At 71.7% G+C, this 14,905-nt stretch carries 13 protein-coding genes; 8 read left to right on the top strand and 5 right to left on the bottom strand.

Going from position 1 to position 14,905, the window contains the following annotated elements:
• Window positions 1–9: 9 nt before the first annotated feature.
• Together AB0761_RS03535 and AB0761_RS03530 are read right to left on the bottom strand one after the other, a co-directional pair.
• A complete protein-coding gene (locus AB0761_RS03535; RefSeq protein ID WP_377267410.1) occupies window positions 10–507 on the bottom strand; it encodes a hypothetical protein in 498 nt (165 codons plus the stop codon).
• A gap of 1,483 nt (window positions 508–1,990) precedes the next feature.
• Window positions 1,991–3,670: a recombinase family protein gene (locus AB0761_RS03530; RefSeq protein WP_377267409.1), complete on the bottom strand. Its 1,680-nt coding sequence runs from the start codon at window positions 3,668–3,670 to the stop codon at window positions 1,991–1,993.
• Between the two features lie 122 nt (window positions 3,671–3,792).
• On the opposite strand from AB0761_RS03530, the gene AB0761_RS03525 reads away from it, so the two are divergent.
• The 6 genes from AB0761_RS03525 to AB0761_RS03500 all read left to right on the top strand — a co-directional run bounded on the left by AB0761_RS03525 (window position 3,793) and on the right by AB0761_RS03500 (window position 10,248).
• Window positions 3,793–4,404, top strand: coding sequence for a flavin reductase family protein (locus AB0761_RS03525; protein ID WP_377267407.1), 612 nt, complete (start codon window positions 3,793–3,795; stop codon window positions 4,402–4,404).
• 179 nt (window positions 4,405–4,583) lie between these two features.
• Window positions 4,584–5,612, top strand: a complete 1,029-nt coding sequence (gene tdh, locus AB0761_RS03520) for an L-threonine 3-dehydrogenase (RefSeq protein WP_377267406.1) — start codon at window positions 4,584–4,586, stop codon at window positions 5,610–5,612.
• Window positions 5,613–5,732: 120 nt separating this feature from the next.
• Entirely contained in the window at window positions 5,733–6,938 is a 1,206-nt protein-coding gene (locus tag AB0761_RS03515; RefSeq protein ID WP_377267405.1) for a glycine C-acetyltransferase, read from the top strand.
• Window positions 6,939–7,288: 350 nt separating this feature from the next.
• Window positions 7,289–8,221, top strand: a complete 933-nt coding sequence (locus tag AB0761_RS03510; RefSeq protein ID WP_377267404.1) for a LysR family transcriptional regulator — start codon at window positions 7,289–7,291, stop codon at window positions 8,219–8,221.
• A gap of 58 nt (window positions 8,222–8,279) precedes the next feature.
• The gene (locus AB0761_RS03505; protein ID WP_377267403.1) at window positions 8,280–9,212 is read left to right on the top strand and encodes a TIGR03619 family F420-dependent LLM class oxidoreductase; all 933 of its coding nucleotides are present in this window, start codon (window positions 8,280–8,282) and stop codon (window positions 9,210–9,212) included.
• 109 nt (window positions 9,213–9,321) lie between these two features.
• Window positions 9,322–10,248 (top strand): Gfo/Idh/MocA family protein, encoded by a 927-nt coding sequence (locus AB0761_RS03500; protein ID WP_377267401.1) that lies wholly within the window; start codon window positions 9,322–9,324, stop codon window positions 10,246–10,248.
• Here the strand turns inward: AB0761_RS03500 and AB0761_RS03495 are convergent.
• Window positions 10,236–10,676 carry a TIGR03618 family F420-dependent PPOX class oxidoreductase gene (locus AB0761_RS03495; protein WP_377267399.1) on the bottom strand — a complete coding sequence of 147 codons (441 nt, stop codon included), beginning with the start codon at window positions 10,674–10,676 and terminating at the stop codon, window positions 10,236–10,238. The genes AB0761_RS03500 and AB0761_RS03495 overlap by 13 nt on opposite strands.
• A 149-nt stretch (window positions 10,677–10,825) precedes the next feature.
• Between AB0761_RS03495 and AB0761_RS03490 the strand changes: the two genes are divergently transcribed.
• Window positions 10,826–11,644, top strand: a complete 819-nt coding sequence (locus tag AB0761_RS03490; protein WP_377267397.1) for a PIG-L family deacetylase — start codon at window positions 10,826–10,828, stop codon at window positions 11,642–11,644.
• A gap of 197 nt (window positions 11,645–11,841) precedes the next feature.
• On the opposite strand, the gene metG is transcribed toward AB0761_RS03490, so the two are convergent.
• Both metG and soxR read right to left on the bottom strand, forming a co-directional pair.
• On the bottom strand, window positions 11,842–13,341 hold the full coding sequence (metG, locus tag AB0761_RS03485) for a methionine--tRNA ligase (RefSeq protein WP_377267396.1): 1,500 nt from the start codon (window positions 13,339–13,341) through the stop codon (window positions 11,842–11,844).
• Between the two features lie 314 nt (window positions 13,342–13,655).
• Complete coding sequence (gene soxR, locus AB0761_RS03480) at window positions 13,656–14,126, bottom strand: redox-sensitive transcriptional activator SoxR (protein WP_377267394.1); 471 nt, start codon at window positions 14,124–14,126, stop codon at window positions 13,656–13,658.
• Window positions 14,127–14,181: 55 nt separating this feature from the next.
• Here soxR and AB0761_RS03475 point away from each other — a divergent pair, with 55 nt between their 5' ends.
• Window positions 14,182–14,895, top strand: a complete 714-nt coding sequence (locus tag AB0761_RS03475; RefSeq protein WP_377267393.1) for a transketolase — start codon at window positions 14,182–14,184, stop codon at window positions 14,893–14,895.
• The last annotated feature ends 10 nt before the right edge of the window (window positions 14,896–14,905 follow it).

The raw sequence follows: 14,905 nt of genomic DNA, 5'->3' as shown, positions 1-14,905 counted from the left end.
TCTCGGCCACTATCCCGCGGTCGACGTCCGCCTCACCCCTGCAGGCCACACCACGTCTACCGGGATCTTTGCCGCCCGAGCGCTCTCGACGACGTCCGCCGTGCCACCGCCATTGCCGGTGGGCGCTGAGCCGTCCCAGATAGCCACGAGGCGTTCGGCCCGACGCAGGAGTTCCCGGTTGGCAGCCTCGTACGCGGACCGGCCGACCGTGTCGTACGGCATGACGACGACCTCGTCTGCGGCTGCCACCAGCCGGTCGAACGTGGCCGCGTGCGCGGGCCCGACCTGCGTCCACCGGTAGTCGCGGGACGGAATCACCACGATGAGCCGGCCGCCCGCGGCGAGTAGCGCGTCGGCGAACACCGAGTCGGCTCCGGGCGCGATGCACGAGTAGCCCACGAGGTCCTGGCCGCTATATCGGGCGAGGAGGGTTTCGAGGGCATGACGCACGAGCTGCATACCTGTCCGGGTCACGTCCATGTGGCCGGTCGTCGCGAGTCTCACCATGGGGAGACCCTAATGCTGGCCGGGAGGCGCGGGCCCCCCGCTGCTGCAGCCGCCGCCCTGCATCGCGCCACCTGCGACCGCCTGGGAGAGGCATCCGCCGCACGGAGGAGTCGACAGTCAAGCCGCTCACCTGCGCAAGGGCTCACGCGGCGGACGGCCACCCGGTTTCGATGAGGACCGCTGCAAGAAACGCGACTCTGTCGAACGGGCGATCAACCGCACGAAACAGTCCCGGGCGATTGCCACCCACCCGCGTTCGACACAATTCGGCGGCGTGGAGGGGTGAATTCGGGGTCTGACCTGGGCGGACGTGCGGCCCATCCTCACGGCGCACAGAACGCGCTGAGGCTCTGCGAGCGCTCGTCCATGCCCGATCGGGAGCGGCCCGAGTCCGCGCGGCACCTCCGGCCGCAGCAACACTGCGGGTCCGGCCCGCTCTGTACCTGGTGTCGGATGCCGACCAGCGCCCCGCCGGCCACCAGCCCCCTGCCAGCCGCCAGCTGCAGGGGCTCGGGGTTTCCGCGGCGACCGTGACGGTCTGCACCAGCAGGGTCCGGGTCACCCCGGACTCGGCGAGCACGTCCGGGACCCTGGCCAGGACCATGCCAACGCGAGCGGAGCCCTGCACTCGGTGATCCTGCACGTGGCGGTCAATGCCAGATGGCCCGGCGCATCCACGGCGAGGACAGCTGCCCGGCCGGGCACGAGCGGCAGGTGCGCATGCAGACCATCGAATGAGGGCGGAAACCGGGTGTCGTCGACGAGTCGAAGAAGGACGCTGCTGGACGCCGTCGTCGAGGCCGGCAGATACCCCATGCTCCGACAGCCCCCGTATCACCTCTGCGCGAGCAGAGCGGACGACGGAGGATTTTGTGGCACGCCTCGTCATGAGACGTGAGAGAAACCAATGGTTTGTGGGACAAACAGCTCCCGTGGCGGACCGGATGGCACGGTCCGTCACGGGAGCTGTAGCGCTTACAAAGCAGGGGCCGGCACTTCCAAGCCGCCCGGGCCGCCACCCTGATTCCCGCGCCCGCGAGGCCCCGAGCCGATCACGGTCGGTTGGCTGAGGTCGGGTGCTCCCGGCACCGGCGGGGATGTCCCCCGCCGCCGGGTGGGACGTGCTTTCCCGAGGAGGCGGTGGTGTCTCTGCTGTTGTAGATGGGGATTGCCCTCTACCACCTGAATGCTTGTTCGGGAGGCGCCGGTGTTCGACGGATCCTGGGCCGGTCGTGACCTGGGAGAGGAGAACGCGTGCGGATGGAAGGGCCTGTGGTTGCCAACGACGGGGAGGGCTCGGTGGGCCCTGTGGATGGGGGCGTTGGCGTAGGTGTCCCGGGGGGAGGCGCTGTGGACTGGTGTGGGTGGTTTCTGCGAGGGGCGCCCTGGGCTGAGGGTGTGGAGGCGGACCGGTTGCGGGTGTTGCTGGGGTTGATGGGGAGGCGGTGAGGTCTCGGTTCGGTGGCCGGGACCTCACGTGCGGTCAGGTGTCGATCTCGTCGAGGGTCTTCCAGCGTGGGTGGAGGCGCTGGCGTATGCGGGTGCATGGGTCGGATCCGGTGGCGGGCGTGGCGGGGGAGACGTCGTTGCCGTGGAGGTAACGCTTGAGAAGGGTTCGTCGTTGGCGGAGGGTGCCGGTGTTCCAGCCTTGCAGGAGTTCTTCGGCAGGTGTCGTGCGGGTGGGGGTGCGGTCGCTGGTGGTGAGGGTTTCGCGGAGGCGGGAGATCTTGCCATTGAGTCCGGCGAGCAGGGTGAAGTAGTCCTCGTCGCTCACGCCGGTGTCCTGGAGGGAGCCTGCGGTCCAGCGGCTGAGCAGGTCCTGTTTGCGGGCGAGTTCGCGGTCGAGGCGGTCCTGCAGGATGCGGCGCTCGTGCTCCTGGGATGGGCTGTGATGGGTGGAGGCTGCGGTGAGCATGCGGGTGAGGAAGGCCTTCATGCCTTCACTCACGGCCTGGTCGGTGGGCGTGGCCGTGATGGAGATGTGGCCGCAGCCGCCGTAGGCGCTGGGTGGGCAGCGGTAGGTGAGATGGCGGTCGCCGTTGCGCTTGCGGTCGGCATGGCCCACCAGGCCGCGTCCGCAGAGGCCGCAGCGCAGGATGCCGGAGAGCAGGTAGCGGTTGGTGACTGGGGCGCGCTGGGCGCCGAGGGGGATGCCGCGCTGGCGGCGGCGTAGTTGCAGGTCGAACTGGACCTGGGACCAGTCTTTGGGGTCGATGATCGGCTCCCAGTTGCCGCGCAGGGGTCGTCCGGCGTCGTCGAACAGGACGAGGGACCAGCCGTCCCAGGGGGTGGAGGGGTCGAGGCGGTGGCGGCCGGAGTAGGAGACCATCCCTGCGTATCGGGGGTTGCGGAGCATTTTGTTGACCATGGTGGAGGACCACAGTTTGGCCTCCGGTGGGCGGATGCCTTCGCGGTTGAGGCGGGTGGCGATGCTGTAGGCGGTCTCGCCGGTGAGGCAGGCGGTGAAGATGTTCTGCACCACGGTGGCTTCGGCGGGCACGGTGGTGCCCTTGCCGGGGCCCTTGCGGACCCAGCCGTAGGCGATGCGGCCCTGGACCCTGCCCTCCTGGGCGAGGGACAGGTGCATGCGGGCCACACGGCGGGCGGTGTCCTCGGAGGACTTGAGCGCCATCACGCACATCATGCGGGCCATGTGCCGGTCGCTGTCGTTGATCAGGTTCATCCGGCCGCCGGTCGCACCGATCACCGGACGCTTGACGTACTCCACGACATCGATCAGGTCCTCCAGGTCACGCGGCTGACGCACCAGCCGGTCAAGGTCGTAGAAGACCACCCCGTCGATGACCCCGCCGGCCAGATCGGCCAGCAGCTGACGGAACTTCGGCCGCATCACCACCCAGTCGATCGACCCGTCCGGACGAATGATCTTCTTCTTTTTGAACGCCGAGGTGTCGTTCTCCTTGTAGACCTTGGCGAAGGGCCCCCAGGTGAGTCGGGTGCGGGTGTCCTCGGAGTCCTCCAGCTGCCGCTCGACGCCTGCCTCCAGACCGAAGCGGTCCGAGGAGATCCGCAGGTATGCCCCGGGCCGCTGCGGCACGAACGCGGACAACTGGTCGTGGATGTTGAGAGTGATGCCGCGGTTGCGGACATGGGCGGGGATCTCGAAGTCATCCCATACGGACAGGGCGGGCGGCTGCGTCATGAAGGGCGTGCTCCGGTTGCTCGTGGCCTGCCGACACCGGACACTCTCCGCTGAACCCGGCGGGCGCCGACGCACCCGTGTGGCTGTTACGCTGCAGGTTTCCCTGCCGCGATACTGGCCCCATGCGCATCGACTACGACCCCGACGCAATGGACCCAGGCGCCTTCTACAAGCTGCTCACGGCCGTGGTGGTGCCACGGCCGATCGCCTGGGTGTCCACCGTTTCGGCAGACGGCTTTCTTGCGAACCTCGCACCGCACTCCTTCTTCACGGTGGCCTGCACCGATCCGCCGATCGTGCAGTTCACCTCGGTGGGGCGCAAGGACTCGCTGCGCAACGCGGAGGCCACCGGTGAGTTCGTGGTCAACTTCGCGCCGGAGTCGCTGTTCGAGCAGATCAATGCGACCGGCACGGACTTCCCCGGCGATGTGGGGGAGTTCGACGCGGTGGGGATCGAGCGGGAACCCAGCGTGCGGGTGAAGCCTCCGCGAGTGGCGGCGTCGCCGGTGGCTCTGGAGTGCGTGCTGCACAGCACCCTCCGGCTGGGGAGTTCCACCGTGGTCTTCGGGCGGGTGGTGCACGCGGCGGTGTCCGAGGAGGTGACGGTTGAGGGTCATCCGGAGATCGGGCGGCTGAAGCCACTGTCCCGGCTCGGCAAGAACGAGTGGGGTCTGACCTCAGGGGTGCGGGAACTGGCGCGGATCCGGTACGCGGACTGGGAGGCCCAGGGCTGATCTGCCGGGCTGTCCCGCCGGGCGGATCCACCCGCCTGCGGCGAATGTGAAGCTGAGCTGTGGTTCTGCTTTAGAAAACCTCGATGGACTGAACGCCCGCGACCGGGCAGATTGCTGTTCTGCCCGGTCGTGCATCGGGTGTCCCCCGTTCGTCGTGCGTTGCAACAGGAGCCGCAGCCGTGAAGGCACTGGTGAAGGAGAAGGCCGAGCCCGGGCTGTGGCTGATGGATGTGCCGGAGCCGTCCATCGGCGCCGGTGACGTGCTGATCAAGGTGCTGCGCACCGGAATCTGCGGCACCGACCTGCACATCCGCGCCTATGACGGCTGGGCTCAGCAGGCCGTGCGGACCCCGCTGGTGCTCGGGCACGAGTTCGTGGGCGAGGTCGCGGAGATCGGCGCGGATGTCGCCGACATCAAGGTCGGCGACCTGGTGAGCGGTGAGGGCCACCTGGTCTGCGGCAAGTGCCGCAACTGCCTCGCGGGCCGCCGCCACCTGTGCCGCTCCACGGTGGGCCTGGGGGTCGGCCGCGACGGGGCGTTCGCGGAGTATGTGGCGCTGCCCGCCTCCAACGTGTGGGTGCACCGCGTTCCGGTGGACCTGGACATCGCGGCGATCTTCGACCCGTTCGGCAACGCGGTGCACACCGCACTGTCGTTCCCCCTGGTCGGTGAGGATGTGCTGATCACCGGCGCCGGGCCGATCGGCATCATGGCCGCCGCCGTGGCCAAGCACGCCGGCGCCCGCAATGTGGTGATCACCGATGTCAGCGAGTACCGCCTGGAGCTGGCCCGCAAGGTCGGCGTCAGCCTGGCCCTGAACGTCGCCGAGACCTCCATCGCGGAGGGCCAGCGGAGCCTGGGCCTGCGCGAGGGGTTCGACATCGGCCTGGAGATGTCCGGCCGCCCCGAGGCCATGCAGGACATGATCGCCAACATGACGCACGGCGGCCGGATCGCCATGCTCGGCCTGCCGTCGCAGGAGTTCGCGGTCGACTTCGCCAGGATCGTCACCTCCATGATCACCATCAAGGGGATCTACGGCCGGGAGATGTTCGAGACCTGGTACGCGATGTCGGTGCTGCTGGAAGGCGGCCTTGACCTCAGCCCGGTGGTCACCGGCCGGTACGCGTACACCGACTTCGAGGCAGCCTTCGACGACGCCGCGAGCGGACGCTGCGGCAAGGTCATCCTCGACTGGACCGCCTGAGACCCGGACCGCCTGAGACCCGGACCGCCTGAGCCCGGTACGGCCTGAGACCCGGACCGCCTGAGCCCGGTACGGCCTGAGACCCGGACCGCCTGAGCATCCCCCTAGGAGCCTTCCGCCATGTTCGACTCGGTACGCGACGACCTGCGCACCACCCTGGACGAGATCCGCGCCGCGGGCCTGCACAAGCCCGAGCGTGTGATCGGCACCCCGCAGAGCGCCTCCGTGGCCGTCACGGCCGGCGGACGCCCCGGTCAGGTGCTGAACTTCTGCGCCAACAACTACCTCGGGCTCGCCGACCACCCCGAGATCGTCTCCGCCGCCCGCGAGGCACTGGACCGCTGGGGCTACGGCATGGCCTCGGTCCGCTTCATCTGCGGCACCCAGGAGGTCCACAAGGAGCTCGAGGAGCGACTCTCCCGCTTCCTCGGCACCGAGGACACCATCCTGTACTCCTCGTGCTTCGACGCCAACGGCGGTGTCTTCGAGACCCTCCTGGACGAGCGTGACGCCGTCATCTCCGACGCCCTCAACCACGCCTCCATCATCGACGGCATCCGCCTCTCCAAGGCCCGCCGCCACCGCTACGCCAACCGCGACATGGCCGACCTGGAGCAGCAGCTCAAGGAGACCGCCGACGCGCGCCGCCGCCTGATCGTCACTGACGGCGTCTTCTCCATGGACGGCTATGTCGCGCCGCTGCGGGAGATCTGCGACCTCGCCGACCGCTACGACGCCATGGTGATGGTGGACGACTCCCACGCCGTCGGCTTCGTCGGCCCCGGCGGTCGCGGCACCCATGAGCTGCACGGCGTCATGGACCGGGTCGACATCCTCACCGGCACCCTCGGCAAGGCCCTCGGCGGCGCCTCCGGCGGCTATGTCGCCGCCCGCGCCGAGATCGTCGCCCTGCTGCGCCAGCGCTCCCGCCCGTACCTCTTCTCCAACTCCCTCGCCCCGGTGATCGCCGCCGCCTCGCTCAAGGTCCTCGACCTGCTGGAGGACTCGGCCGGCCTGCGGCAGCAGCTGCGCGACAACACCGCGCTGTTCCGCACCCGGATGACCGAGGCCGGCTTTGAGATCCTGCCGGGCGACCACCCCATCGCCCCGGTCATGATCGGTGATGCCTCGGTCGCCGGACGGATGGCCGAGCTGCTGCTGGAGCAGGGCGTCTACGCCATCGGCTTCTCCTACCCGGTGGTCCCGCACGGCAAGGCGCGGATCCGGGTGCAGCTCTCCGCCGCCCACTCCACCGCGGACGTCGAGCACGCCGTTGCCGCCTTCGTCGCCGCGCGGGCGGCCCTGGCGGACTCCGCCGAGGCATAACCGGGCCGAGGGGCGACCGGCCGGGCAGTCCCGGTCGGCCCCCTGTCCGGCACAGGCAGTCGCCCGGGTCGCCCGCCCTTCGGTCGGCCCGGGCCGTCGCCGCACGGTCGGCCCGGTCCTCCGCCTCGTCGTCGCCCGCTGCGCCCCCGGCCGGGCGCCCGGGCGCCGGTCACCGCCCCCGGCGACGGCCGGCCACGGATCGCCGCCGGGAGGCGCTCGCGCTGGGGCTCAGGGGATGGCCGGGGTGACCGGCCCCCGGCGACGCCCAGCCACCGATCACCACCCCCGCGACGACCCGTCGCCAATCACCGTGGTCCGGTGACGCCCCGCCGTCGAACTACGATGACCAGGTGATCGATGCCCGGCGGCTGCGGACCCTGCGCGCGGTGGCGGACCACCGTACGGTGACCGCCGCGGCAGCCGCGCTGTATCTCACCCCCTCCGCCGTCTCCCAGCAGCTCGCCGCGCTGGAGAGCGAGACCGGCCACCGGCTGCTGGAGCGGCACGGCCGGGGCATCCGGCTGACCGCCGCCGGAGAGATCCTGCTCAGCCACGCCAATGCGGTGCTGGCGCAGCTGGAGCGGGCCGAGGCCGAGCTGGCCGCGTACACCTCGGGGGCGGCGGGCGAGCTCACCGTGGCGTCCTTCGCCACCGGCATCGGACTGGTCCTGGCCCCGGCGATCGCCGGACTGGCCCGCAGCTCGCCCGGCATCAGGGTGCGGGTGCTGGACGCGGAGGGCGACGAGAGCCTGCCCATGGTGCTGGACGGGCGCGCCGATCTGGCCGTCGCCGTGGAGTACCGGGGCGCACCCCGCGAGGACGACCAGCGCCTCGCCCGGGTCCCGCTCTACGCCGAGCCCTTCGACGCGGTGCTGCCCATTGCGCACCGCCTCGCCGGGGCCGGTCGGATACCCGTCGCGGATCTCGCGGACGAGCCGTGGATCGGCCCCTACCCGGGCAACCCCTGCCATGACGTGGTGGTGCTGGCCTGCGAGTACGCCGGGTTCCAGCCACGGCTGGTCCATTCGTCGGACGACTTCCGGGCCGTGGTGGCACTCGCCGGCGCGGGTGCCGGGGTGGCTCTGGTGCCCCGTTCCGCGCTGCGGGGCATGGATCTGGGCGAGGTGGTGGTCCGGCCGGTCGACGGTGTCCCCGCGACCCGCAGGGTCTTCGCCGCCGTGCGCCGCGGCGCCGAGGAGCATCCGCTGATCCGCCCGGTGCTGGACGCGCTGCGGGTCGCCGCCGAGCAGATCCACCCCGGTGGCGCCACCTCGGACGGCTGAACGGGGGCGACCGTCCCCGGGGCGAATGCGACTGCGGCTCCCGGGCACGGATCAGCGTATGACGATGCGCTTGGGATTCGGGTTGCCGCAGATGAAGCAGTACACCGTCGGGCAGGATGTGCCGATGGTGGCACGGCGGGCGGAGGAGATCGGCTACGACAGCCTCTGGGTGTTCGAGCGGGTGCTCTTCCCGGAGAACCCCACCCAGGGCCTGTACGGGATCCCCGGACTGCCGTGGCCGGGCACCTACCGCTCGGTGGCCGATCCGCTGGTGGTACTGGCCCTTGCCGCCGCCGTCACCGAGCGGCCCCGGCTGGGCAGCAGTGTGCTGGTGGCGCCGCTGCACGGCCCGTTCCAGCTGGCCAGGACCCTGGCGACGCTGGACGCGGCAAGCAACGGCCGGATGGTGGCCGGTTTTGGCACCGGCTGGTCGCTCGACGAGTACGCGGCAGCGGCCGTCGTCCCCTTCGAGGAGCGCGGCGCCGCCCTGGACGAACTGCTGGATGTCTGCGCGGCCGTGTGGGGCCCCGACCCGGTCTCCTACGAGGGGCGGAACACCGTGGTCCGGGAGGCCGAGGTGGGGCCCAAACCGGTCACCCCGATCCCGGTCTATCTGGCCGCGGGCGGCGGCCGGGCACTGGAGCGGGTGGCCCGCCGCGCCGACGGCTGGCTGCCGACCGGAGAACCCGCGCAAGCCCTGGGCGCACGCTGGCGGCAGCTGACCGAGCAGGCCGCCTCCTTCGGCCGCGCCCCCGACGCGCTGGACTTCTGCGTACGGGCGAATGTGCGGCTCACCCCGACCGCACTGCCCGATGCGGAACGCAGCCCCTTCACCGGTGCCGTGGAGCAGATCGTGGCGGATGTCGCCGCGCATGCCGCGGTGGGCGCCGACGAGGTGCTGCTGGACCTCCAGAGCAGTGCGCGCGACGGCAAGGAACTCACCGATCTGGCGGCGGAGCTGTACACCGCGGTCCGCGGGGCGGGGATCTGAACGCGGCCGGCTCGCACCGCCCCCCTATGCTGCTGCGGCACAAGGCAACGGCAACGGCAACGGCACCGGCAGCGGCAGCGGCAGCGGGGCAGTGAAGGGAATGGCGCGGATGGACGGGCAGTCGGTACCGGTCGCGGTGATCGGTCTGGGGGACATCGCGCAGAAGGCCTATCTGCCGGTGCTCACCGCCCAGCCGGGCCTGGAACTGCATCTGATGACCCGTGACCGGGCCAAACTCGACCGGCTCGGCGACTCCTACCGCGTCCCGCACCGCCACACCGATCTGGACACCGTGGTGGAGGCGGGCGTCCGCGCGGCCTTTGTGCACGCCGCCACCGACCAGCACGTCCCCATCGTGGAGCGGCTGCTCGGCGCCGGTGTGGCCGTCTATGTGGACAAGCCCCTGGACTACGGCCTTCCGGGCGCCCGCCGCCTGGTGGAAATGGCCGAGCTGAAGGGGTGCTCGCTGATGGTCGGCTTCAACCGGCGCCACGCCCCCGTGTACTCCCAGGCGCTGGAACGCCCCCGCGAGCTGATCGTCATGCAGAAGAACCGCGAGGGCCTGCCCGAGGACCCCCGTACGGCGGTCTTCGACGACTTCATCCATGTCGTCGACACCCTGCGCTTCCTCCTCCCCGGCGCGGTGCAGCACACCGACGTCCGGGCCCGCGTCAGGGACGGGCTGCTGCACCATGTGGTGCTGACCCTCGCCGGGGAGGGCTTCACCGCCCTCGGCATCATGAACCGGGTCAGCGGCTCCACGGAGGAGATCCTGGAGGTCGCCGGAGCCGACAGCAAACGCGAGATCCACAACCTGGCCGAGGTGGTGGACCACCGCGGCCAGCCCACCCTGCGCCGCCGCGGCGACTGGGTGCCGGTCGCCCGTCAGCGCGGTATCGAGCAGGCCTGCACCGCCTTCCTCGACGCGGTGCGTGCGGGCAAGGTGCTCTCCGCCCGGGACGCGCTGCGCACCCATGAGCTCTGCGAGCACGTGGTGCAGCAGATCGGCGCGGCGGGGTCCGGTCAGCTGCCGTAGATCCGCTCCGGCCGGACAAGCACCACGGTGCGGCGCTGCTCGGCCATCACCCGGTCGTACTCGGCCCAGTCCTCGTGCTCGCCGCCGGCGGCCTTGAACACGGCCCGCAGCAGCAACCGCAGCTCCTCCCCGGAGGCCAGCCAGGGCTGCGGGTCGTCCGGTCCGGCGAGTTCGGCCCGGCCCTCGACCGTCGCCCACCGCCAGCCACTGCGGAAGGTCGCCGTCAGCTGGGGCCGGGCACGCAGATGGGCGAGCTTCACCGGGCCGTAGGTGACGAACGCCAGCACCGGCTCGCCGCCGGCCGGATGGTCCAGGACCCCGGCGTTGACCACGCTGGACTGCACGGTCAGGTCGGCACGCACGGTCGACACCACCGCGAGCCGGTGCTGGTCGTGTCCGACTTCGGCGGCTTCTTCCAGAGTGGTCATGACGGCTCCTCAGGGGGACGGCGGGAGGCGGAAGGGCTGCGCCCACGCCACAGGTACCACAGTTCCCCCGCCAGCCTGGGCGGCACGGCGGCCGTCGCTGGATACTCTGGAGGGCCACATGGGCCACGGCGGCAGGACAGGAGGGCGGGATGGGACTGCAGCGGGTGCAGCGGGGACTGCTCGCGGTGCACGCGCATCCTGACGACGAGTCACTGTTCACCGGCGGGGTGCTGGCCCAGCACGCCGCGGAGGGCATTCCGACGGCCGTCGTCACCTGCACCGACGGCGAGATCGCCGAGGGCACCCCGTACGCCCCGAGGGGCACCCGGGCCAAGGAGCTCGCCCAGGCGCTCACCGTACTGCGGGCGGGCGAGCCGGACATCCTGCGGTTCCGCGACTCCGGGCCCGCGGGGCGTGGACCCGGCTCCTTCTGCGAGGCGCCGTTCGACACGGTGGTCGCCGAACTGGTCGCCCGTATCAGGCGGTTGCGGCCCACGGCGGTGACCACCTATGACGCCTTCGGCGTCTACGGGCACCCCGACCACATCCGGGCCCACCGTGCCGTGCTCGCCGCCGTCGAGGCTGCCGCCCGCCCCGAACTGCAACCGGAGGCCGGCCTGCCCTGGGAGGTGCACTCGGTGTGGCTGGCGACCGTCCCGGACTCGCTGGTGCGGCAGCTGACCGCGATGGGCCTGGACGCGCCGCTGCCCTCCACCCCCGACGACCGGATCGCCGCCGCGGTCGATGTGCGCCCCTGGCTGGACGTCAAGTGGGAGGCGATGCGGGCCCACAGCTCGGAGTTCGCCCGCGGGGCGAGGATCTCCGCCTTCGCCGAACCGCGGGTACGCCGCCTCTGCCTGGGCACCGAGTGGTTCCTGCACCGGCCCGGGCCTGCGGCCCGCCCTGCTTCGCCCGGCCCACGCCCACCGGCCCGCGGCCAGACGCGGCTGCTCGCCGACCCCTCCTGAGCCCGATTCAGGACTCCGGCCGCACCCCGCGCTGCCGCGGCCGGAAGCCCGGTCGACGTACCTCACGGTCAGCTGACGGGCGGTCGGCGGGCGGGCCCCGGAGCCTTGGTGGCTGCCGTCCCCGGGTCGGGGCGAGCCCGGGGGCCGCCCGGTTCGGGCTGCGCGCCGTCCACCGGACCACCGCTGATACGGCGGGATCACACCCCGGCCAGCCTGGGGAAGAGCGGCTCCGGCGCGGGCAGCGGACTGCCCGCGCACTGCGCGGTGATCCGCGCCGCACCGTCGGGCAGGAAGGGGGCCAGCTCGCGGCCCAGTGCACGACAGGCATGCACCAGGACGGCAAGCGCGGTGTCCAGCAGGGCCCCGGCCTCGGGGTGGCCCGACCGTTCCGCGCGGGCCAGCTCCCAGGGGCGGGTCGCCTCGATGTGCCGGTTGGCCTCCTCCACGACGGCGAACACCGCAGCCGTCGCACGCCGCAGATCGAAGGCGTCCAGTGCATCCGACACCCGCCCGGCCGCGGCACGGCACACAGCCACCGCCGGACAGTCGGGGAGCGGCACCGCCGGGACCGCCCCACCCCGGTAGCGGTGGACCATCGACACGGTCCGGTTGACCAGGTTCCCCGCGCCGTTGGCGAGGTCGGTGTCGAACCGTGCCACCAGCCGCCGCTCGGTGAAGTCCGCGTCGCCGACCCGCGGCACCTCGCGCAGCAGCCACCAGCGCACCGCATCGGTCCCGTACGCCGCCACCAGCTCCCCGGGATCCACCGCGGCGGACGGCCCCGACTTGCTGATCTTCCGCCCGCCGGCTGTCAGATAGTCGTGCACCCGCACCTCCGTGGGCAGCGGCAGTCCGGCGGAGAGCAGGATCGCGGGCCAGTACACCGCATGGAAGCGCACCACGCCCTTGCCCGCATGGTGCACCCGGTGCTCGCTGCCCGCCCACCACTCGCGATAGGCGGCACCGTCGGTGGCGTAGTCCAGCGCGGTGACGTAGTTGCCCAGGGCGTCCCACCAGACATAGACCACCTGGTCGGGGTCGTCCGGCACCGGGATGCCCCAGCCGCGCGCCCGCTCCCGCGAGCGGGAGACGGAGAAGTCCCGCAGCCCGGACGCGATGAACGCCAGCACCTCGTTGCGCCGGGCCTGCGGTTCGATCCGCAGCCGGCCGCTGCTCACCAGGGCGTGCAGCCGCTCGGTGTAGCGGGACAGCCGGAAGAACCAGTTCTCCTCCACGACCAGCTGCGGCTCGGTCCCGTGCTCGGGACAGCAGCCGCCGTCCAGCTCTTCCTCCAGGTAGAACTGCTCGCAGTCCACGCAGTACAGGCCCGCATAGTGCTTGCGGTAGAGGTCACCGTTGGCCGCACAGGCCCGCCACAGCCGCTCCACCCCGGGCCGGTGCCGGGGATCGCTGCTGGTGCGGATGAAGTCGTCGGTGGAGAGCGACAACGGGCCGCGCAGCGCCTCGAAGGCATCGGCGTTGCGGTCCACCAGCTGCTGCACCGGCACGCCGAGCGCCTCGGCGGCGAGCACGTTCTTCAGCGAGTTGTCGTCCGTGCCGGAGAGCAGCCGGACCTGGTGGCCCAGCCGCCGGTGGTGCCGGGCCAGCACATCGGCCTGCACCAGTTCCAGGGCGAAGCCGAGATGGGGCCGGGAGTTCACATAGGGGATGGTGGTGGTGAGGTAGTGGTGCACCACGGGGAGCTCCTCGTCGTCGGGCGGCGGGGCTCCGGCTGCGCGGCTCGCGCGTACCGAGGGCCCCGGTGCGGGGCCTCGGATGGCGGATGCCGTCCGGCGTCAGCAGCCCCTGGAGCGGGGCATCATCTGCTGGTGCGCGGGCGGTGTGATCATGACGGCGACGGTAGCAGACCTGCCTCGGCGCCCGCACCGCCGTTTCGCCGGCAGCAGCCGCCGGGGCCGCCTGTCGCGCCGCTGTTCCAGCTGTCGCGCCGCGGTCCCGCCCGACGTGCTCCTGCCGTCCCGCCGCCCGGGCCCGCCGCCCGGGCCCGGTTTCAGCCCCCGGCCTCGGCCGGCGACTCCTCACCCAGCAGATACCGGGCACCGGAGCCGGTGCCCGACGCGGAGTCCTCCGGGTTGTACAGCCGGCACTTGCGCAGCGACAGGCACCCGCAGCCGATGCAGCCGCCCAACGTGGCCCGCAGCGCCTGGAGTTCCGCGATCTGCGCGTCGATACGGCGCTGCCAGGCAGTCGCGACCCTGGCCCACTGTGCGGCGGTGGGCGGCCGCTGCTCGGGCAGCGAGTCCAGGGCCTTGCGGGCCTCCTCCAGCGACAGCCCCACCTGCTGCGCCGCCCGTACGAACGCCACCCGCCGCAGGGTCGCCCTGGAGTACCGGCGCTGGCCGCCCGCGGTCCGCTCGGAGTGGATCAGTCCCAGGTCCTCGTAGTAGCGCAGTGCGGACGCGGCCAGGCCGCTGCGGGCGGCGAGTTCGCCGATGGTGAGGCGGTCCGGGAGTACGGTCACGGTCGCGATCCTACGGCCTTGACTTCAAGCCCGCTTGAAGTTGCAGCATCGTTTCATGACACTCACCAGTGAGAGTCGCCGCATCGGCCACGGCCATGGATACCAGGACATCCCGCACCTGATGGCCCTGATGACCGGCGACGAGAAGCACGGCCCGGCCGCCACCTCCACCCTCGACGCCCTCTGGGTGCTCTACGACCGGGTGCTGAGGGTGACCCCGTCGACCGCGGAGGACCCCGAGCGGGACCGCTTCCTGCTGTCCAAGGGACACGGCCCGATGGCGTACTACGCGGTCCTCACCGCCAAGGGATTCCTCGACCAGGCGCTGCTGCCCGACTTCGGCGCCTATCACTCCCCGCTCGGGCACCACCCCGACCGGGTGCTGCTGCCCGGAGTGGAGATCGGCAGCGGCTCCCTCGGCCACGGCCTGCCGCTGGCCGTGGGCACCGCCCTCGGACTGCGAGCCCAGGGCCTGCTGGACCCGCGGATCTGGGTGCTCACCGGCGACGCCGAACTGGACGAGGGCAGTAACCACGAGGCCATCGCCTACGCCGGCGCCGTCGGCCTGGACGCACTGCACACCGTCGTCGTCGACAACTCCTCCGCCACCCATGGCTGGAACGGCGGCATCGCCACCCGGTTCGCCCGCGAGGGCTGGTCGGCCGTGACCGTCGACGGCCGCGACCACGACGCCCTGTACGAAGCCTTCACCACCCCGCACCCGGGGCGGCCCCATGTGGTCGTCGCCGTCGTCGAACCCAAGCCCTGACCGGAGGACC

Origin of the sequence: Peterkaempfera podocarpi (genome assembly GCF_042466665.1) — a bacterium.
GTDB lineage: Bacteria > Actinomycetota > Actinomycetes > Streptomycetales > Streptomycetaceae > Peterkaempfera > Peterkaempfera podocarpi.
This window is presented reverse-complemented; position numbering and strand designations above follow the sequence as displayed.

Coding starts and splice junctions, on each gene's coding strand:
- AB0761_RS03535 (WP_377267410.1), bottom strand. CDS start 507: ATGGTGAGACTCGCGACGACCGGCCACATGGACGTGACCCGGACAGGT.
- AB0761_RS03515 (WP_377267405.1), top strand. CDS start 5,733: ATGTTCGACTCGGTACGCGACGACCTGCGCACCACCCTGGACGAGATC.
- AB0761_RS03490 (WP_377267397.1), top strand. CDS start 10,826: ATGGGACTGCAGCGGGTGCAGCGGGGACTGCTCGCGGTGCACGCGCAT.
- AB0761_RS03525 (WP_377267407.1), top strand. CDS start 3,793: ATGCGCATCGACTACGACCCCGACGCAATGGACCCAGGCGCCTTCTAC.
- AB0761_RS03530 (WP_377267409.1), bottom strand. CDS start 3,670: ATGACGCAGCCGCCCGCCCTGTCCGTATGGGATGACTTCGAGATCCCC.
- AB0761_RS03505 (WP_377267403.1), top strand. CDS start 8,280: ATGACGATGCGCTTGGGATTCGGGTTGCCGCAGATGAAGCAGTACACC.
- AB0761_RS03495 (WP_377267399.1), bottom strand. CDS start 10,676: ATGACCACTCTGGAAGAAGCCGCCGAAGTCGGACACGACCAGCACCGG.
- AB0761_RS03475 (WP_377267393.1), top strand. CDS start 14,182: ATGACACTCACCAGTGAGAGTCGCCGCATCGGCCACGGCCATGGATAC.
- AB0761_RS03500 (WP_377267401.1), top strand. CDS start 9,322: ATGGACGGGCAGTCGGTACCGGTCGCGGTGATCGGTCTGGGGGACATC.